Genomic DNA, 5,263 nt, shown 5'->3' with positions numbered 1-5,263 from the left:
GGACGCTGGCGAACCGGGCCCGCCTGCTGCTGGAGATCGTCGACGTGGTCCGGGCGGCCCTCGGCCCGCGGCGCGCCCTCGGCGTGCGGATCTGCGGCGACGAGCTGATCGAGGGCGGGACGACGATCGAGGAGGCCGTCGCCGTGGCCCGGCTGGTGGAGGCCACCGGCAAGGTCGACTACATCAACACCTCGATCGGTGTCGCCACCGCCACCCTCTACATGATCGAGGCGAGCATGCAGGTGCCGCCGGGCTACGCGATGTTCATCCCGAGCGCGATCCGGCAGGCGGTGAGCCTGCCCGTCGTCGGCGTCGGCCGGTTCAAGGACCCGCTGCAGGCCGACCGGGCCCTGGCCGCGGGGCACGCCGACCTCATCGGGGTGGTGCGCGGGCAGATCGCCGACCCGGACTTCGTGGCCAAGGCGCGGGCCGGGCACGCCACCGAGATCCGCACCTGCCTGTCCTGCAACCAGGAGTGCGTGGGACGGATGGGGCTCAACCGCTGGCTGGGCTGCATCGAGAACCCGCGCACCGGCCGGGAGTCGGTGCCGCTGCCACCGCCGCGCCGCCGTGGGCGGCGGGTCCACGTCGTCGGCGGCGGCCCCGGCGGCATGCAGGCCGCTGTCACCGCCGCCCAGCGCGGGCACCATGTCACCCTGTTCGAGCGGTCGTCGCGGCTGGGCGGCCAGGTGCCGGTGGCGGCGGCCGTGCCCAGCCGGGCGGAGTTCCTCGACATCGCGCGCAACCTGATCGCGCACGTGCGGCGGACCGGCGTCGACGTGAGGACCTCCGTCGAGGTGGACGCGGACTTCCTGCGCGCGCAGGCCCCGGACGCGGTGGTGCTGGCCACGGGTGCCCGACCGAATCCCCCCTGGTGGGCGGCGGGGCATCCCCGGGTGGTAGACGTGCGCGACGTGCTGGAGGGGCGGGCGGAACCGAGCGGCACCGTCGTGGTCGTGGACGAGCTGGGGTTCCACCAGGCCACCTCCGTCGCGGAGCTGCTGGCCGACCGGGGCTGCCAGGTCGAGGTCGTCACCAACGGCATGGTCGTGGGCCAGGACCTCGGGGTGACGCTGGACCTGGAGACCTGGAACGTCCGGGCGGCGGCCAGGGGCATCGCCCAGAGCACCGACCTGGTGCCGATGGGGGTGACACCCGGCGCGGACGGCGGTGTGCTGCTCGCCCTCCAGCACCATCCCACCGGCACCGACGCCCAGCGCGCCGTGGACTGGGTGGTCTGCGCCGTCCAGCAGCAGGCGGAGGACACGCTCTGGCGCGGCCTGCGCGAGGATCTGCCGGCGCTGCCGTTCTCCGTCCACCGGGTCGGTGACTGCCTTGCCCCCCGCCGCGCGCACGCCGCGGTCGTCGAAGGCCAACGCGTGGCGGTGTCCCTGTGAGCGCAGGAGGGCGCGAGTGGAGTGGTCGTCATCGGGACGAGGGCGGCCGCGGAGGGAGTGTCCGACGGAGCGAACCGGAAGCTGTGAGCGCGGGGGGTGTGGGAGACGGCCGGTTCGTTCCGGGTGGGGCGGTGCTTGCCGTGGTGGTGGCGCGTGGTGGGGTGCTGCCGCTGGGCGCCGAGGAGAGCATCGCCGAGGCCGACGGGCAGGTGTTGGTCATCGGTGGCGGGGCCAAGGAGGCGGCGCAGGCGGTCACCGGCGCGTCGGCGCTGTGGTGGAGCGACACCGGCCCCGGGCTGCGCGCCGGCGCGCTCGCCCGGGTGCTCGCCGACGTGCTCGCCGACGTCCCGCTGCTGCTGTTGCCGGCGTCCCCGGACGGCCGTGACCTTGCTCCGCGGCTGGCCGCCGCGCTCGACCGTCCGCTGCTTGCCGGCGCCGTCGCGGTCCGGCGGGACGCCGACGGGGTGGTGCGGGCGGAGCTGTCGAGGCTGGACGACCGGCTGCTGCTCACGGTCGAGTGCGTGCGGCCCGCGGTGGCGACCCTGCTGCCGGGCGTGCGCTCCGTGCCCACGGCCGGGCCGCGTCCGGATCCGCGCGAGCTGCCCCTGCCGCCGCTGTCACCTTCGCGGTCCTCGCCGGTCTGGGCGCGCGATGTCGACGTCATCGAGGTGGTCGAGCCGGATCCGGCGACGATGGATCTTGCCGAGGCCGGCCGGGTCGTCGGCGGCGGCGCCGGGCTGGTGCCCCCCGGGTCCGGCGCGGATCAGGCGCGGGCGCTGTTCGACCTGCTCGCCGCCGTGTCGGCGGCGCTCGACGCCTCGACGGGGGCGACCAGGGTCGCCAGCGACGCCGGCTGGATCGGCTACGACCGCCAGATCGGCACGACCGGGGTGACGGTCGACCCCGAGCTCTACGTCGCGTTCGGGATCTCCGGCGCGAGCCAGCACGTCGGCGGGCTGGGCTCGCCCCGGCACGTGGTGAGCGTCAACGTCGACCCGTCCTGCCCGATGACCGCGATGGCCGATCTCGGCCTGGTCACCGACGCCCGTGCGCTGCTGGTGGAGCTGGCCCGGCGGTTCGGTGTCCCCGTCCCCGAGGAGGTCCGGCCGTGACGGCAACGCCCGCCGCGTCGTCGGCAACGCCCGCGGCGCCCGCACCGTCGGCGTCGGCCTCGTCCCCGCCGTCGGCGTCACCGGCGTCACCGGCGTCATCCGGCCGGGCGACGTTGCTCTTCGACGCGGTCGTCGTCGGTGCCGGCCCGGCGGGGTCGGCCGCCGCGCNGGCGGGGTCGGCCGCCGCGCTCGAGCTGGCCCGGGCGGGCCGGTCCGTCGCGCTCGTCGAGCGGGGGCCGTTTCCCGGGTCGAAGAACGTCTACGGTGGCGTGATCTACGGCCGGGTCCTCGACGAGGTCCTCCCCGCCTGGTGGGAGGAGGTGCCGGTGGAGCGCTGGGTGGTACGCCGGTCGACGATGATCATGACGCCGGCGCGGTCGCTGTCCATCGACTACCGCAGCGAGGCCTGGGGCGCCGCCCCCTACAACGGGATGACCACCTACCGGGCGGACTTCGACAGCTGGCTGGCGGGCAGGGCCGTGGCCGCGGGCGCCCGGCTGGTCACCTCGACCGTGGCCACCGGGCTGCTGCGCGACGCCGCCGGCCGGGTCGTCGGTGTGCGCACCGACCGGGCGGACGGCGACCTGCGCGCCCAGGTCGTGATCGCCTGTGACGGGGTGAACTCGTTCCTGGCGAAGGAGGCCGGCCTGCTGCCGCGGGCCGACGCCGCGCACCACACCCTCGGCGTCAAGGAGGTGCTGTCGCTGCCGGCGGAGGTGATCGACGAACGTTTCGGGGTGCGCCGCACCGAGGGCGTGGACATCGAGATGATCGGCTGCACCCGCGGCATCCCCGGCGGCGGCTTCCTCTACACCAACGCGGACACGGTCAGCGTCGGCGTGGTGCTCTCCCTGCCCCACCTGGCGGCGGCGAAGGTGCGTCCCGAAGAGATCATCGCCGATGTGAAGGCGCACCCGGCCGTCGCGCCCTACCTGCGCGGGTCGACGGTCAAGGAGTACTCCGCCCATCTGATCCCCGAAGGCGGCTACGACGCGATGCCGCGGCTGCACGCCGACGGGCTGCTCCTCGCCGGCGATGCCGCCGGCATGACGCTCGCCGCCGGCATCTGGCTGGAGGGGGTCAACTTCGCCATCGGCTCGGGGCTGGCCGCGGGCCGGGCCGCCGCCCGGGCGATCACCGTCGGTGACGTCTCCTCGGCCGGGCTCGCCTCCTACCGGTCCGACCTGGAGGGACAGTTCGTGCTGGCCGACCACAGACGGCTGCGCGGCGCGCCCGGGGTGATCCTCTCCGAACGGATCCAGCAGCGGTATCCCGGCCTGATCACCGACATCGCCGAAGGGGTGTTCACCGTGACGAACCCGACGCCCAAGCCCGGGCTCACCCGGCTGCTGCGGCGGGCGGCGAGGCGCAACGGCGTGAGCCTGCGCGAGCTGGCCGCCGACGCGGCCCGGATCGGCCGGGTGTTCCGATGAGCCGCCTGCCGCTCGGCCTCGTCAGGGACCGCAGCCGGGATCGTCGCCGGGCCGGTCGGGCAGCCCCGGCGGCCGCACCGGCCAGGACCGGCCCGGCGGCCACGGGCCTGCCGGCAGACCCGGCGGTCACAGCTGGCTCGGCTCGCCCGGCCGGCTCGGGCGATGCGGCCGGGGCCGCCACGGGCGAACGCTGGCACGACATCTCCTTCGACGACCGGATGGCCACCGTCGACTTCCGGGTCGGCGAGCGGGCCCACATCATGGTCGACTCCGACGTCTGCCGTTCGTGCACCACGAAGGCGTGCGTGACCGCCTGCCCGGCCAACCTGTTCGCCCCGACCTCCGACGGCGGCATCCTGTTCAACTACGAGCAGTGCTTCGAGTGCGGGACCTGCTACATGATCTGTAACGGCGAGAACGCGATCAGATGGACCTACCCGGACGGCGGGCAGGGCGTCGTCTTCCGGCGGGGGTGACGGCGCCATGACGTCACAGCCGTCCGGACCGACGCTCACGACAGCGGCCGAGACACCAGCCGGGGCCGTGGCCGAAACAGCAACCGATACCAGGACGTCGGCCGGGACCCCGCTCGGGACGTCGGCCGAGACCCCGGCCGACACCGGGGCAGCGGCCGCTACCGGGGCCGTGGCCGGGGCGGTGGTCGCGCCGCTCGTTGCCGTGTGCCTGTGCCACACCGACCTGCGGCCGGATGTCGACCCGCTGACCGGGGCCGTCACCCGGGACCTGCGCGGCGCCGGGATCGCCCCGGCCGAGCAGGCCGCCCTCGAGCACGCGCTGCGGATCGCCGACGCCTGGGGTGGGGCGGTGCTGGCCGTGGCCGCCGGTCCACCCGCCGCCGGCGAGACCCTGCGCGCCGCGGCCGCGCTCGGCGCGCGAGTGCTGCGGGTCCCATGGCCGGCGTCGGCGCCGGCATCGGGGGCGGCGTCGGCATCGGGGGCGGGGCCGGCATCGGGGGCGGGGCCGGCGTCGCACACCGGCGGCCCGCGCCACGGTGACGATCCCCGGCACCTCGGCGATCCGCTCGGCTCCGCCCGGCACTACCTCGACGATCTCGGCCGGGACGAGCGCGCCCTGGCCCAGAACCTGCTCGCCGCGATCCGTACCGTCGGGGAGCCGGCGCTGGTGCTCTGCGGCGACCGCTCCCCGGACCGGGGCACGGGCGCGCTGCCCGCGCTGCTGGCGCACGAACTCGGCGCCGCCCAGGCGCTCGGGCTGGTCGACCTGCGTGTCGACGGCGGGTCGCTGCTGGCCGAGCGCCGTCTCGACGGCGGCCGGCGGGAACGGTTGCGGGTGCGCCCGC

General features: G+C 75.8%; 5 protein-coding genes (1 of these 5 running past the window's edge). All 5 read left to right on the top strand.

Going from position 1 to position 5,263, the window contains the following annotated elements:
• On the top strand, nt 1-1,397 hold a 1,397-nt coding region (locus FrCorBMG51_RS12980), incomplete at its 5' end, for an oxidoreductase (protein ID WP_047223388.1).
• Nucleotides 1,398-1,480: 83 nt separating this feature from the next.
• Nucleotides 1,481-2,509: a mycofactocin-associated electron transfer flavoprotein alpha subunit gene (locus FrCorBMG51_RS12975; protein ID WP_235433539.1), complete on the top strand. Its 1,029-nt coding sequence runs from the start codon at nt 1,481-1,483 to the stop codon at nt 2,507-2,509.
• On the top strand, nt 2,506-3,942 hold the full coding sequence (locus FrCorBMG51_RS12970; RefSeq protein WP_086055437.1) for an FAD-dependent monooxygenase: 1,437 nt from the start codon (nt 2,506-2,508) through the stop codon (nt 3,940-3,942). Before FrCorBMG51_RS12975 ends, FrCorBMG51_RS12970 begins: the two co-directional genes overlap by 4 nt.
• Nucleotides 3,939-4,418 carry a ferredoxin family protein gene (locus FrCorBMG51_RS29630; RefSeq protein WP_175648332.1) on the top strand — a complete coding sequence of 160 codons (480 nt, stop codon included), beginning with the start codon at nt 3,939-3,941 and terminating at the stop codon, nt 4,416-4,418. Before FrCorBMG51_RS12970 ends, FrCorBMG51_RS29630 begins: the two co-directional genes overlap by 4 nt.
• Before the next feature lie 7 nt (nt 4,419-4,425).
• A protein-coding gene (locus FrCorBMG51_RS12960; RefSeq protein WP_052914636.1) for an adenine nucleotide alpha hydrolase family protein crosses the window boundary here: on the top strand, nt 4,426-5,263 show its 5' portion. 101 nt of this gene lie beyond the right edge of the window; 838 of the gene's 939 nt are visible here — the first part of the coding sequence; its start codon is at nt 4,426-4,428; the stop codon falls past the right edge of the window.

Source organism: Protofrankia coriariae (assembly GCF_001017755.1).
Taxonomy (GTDB): Bacteria; Actinomycetota; Actinomycetes; order Frankiales; family Frankiaceae; genus Protofrankia; species Protofrankia coriariae.
This window is presented reverse-complemented; position numbering and strand designations above follow the sequence as displayed.

What these genes read in the sequence shown, in the direction of transcription:
- FrCorBMG51_RS29630 (WP_175648332.1), top strand. Translation starts at nt 3,939, where the DNA reads ATGAGCCGCCTGCCGCTCGGCCTCGTCAGGGACCGCAGCCGGGATCGT.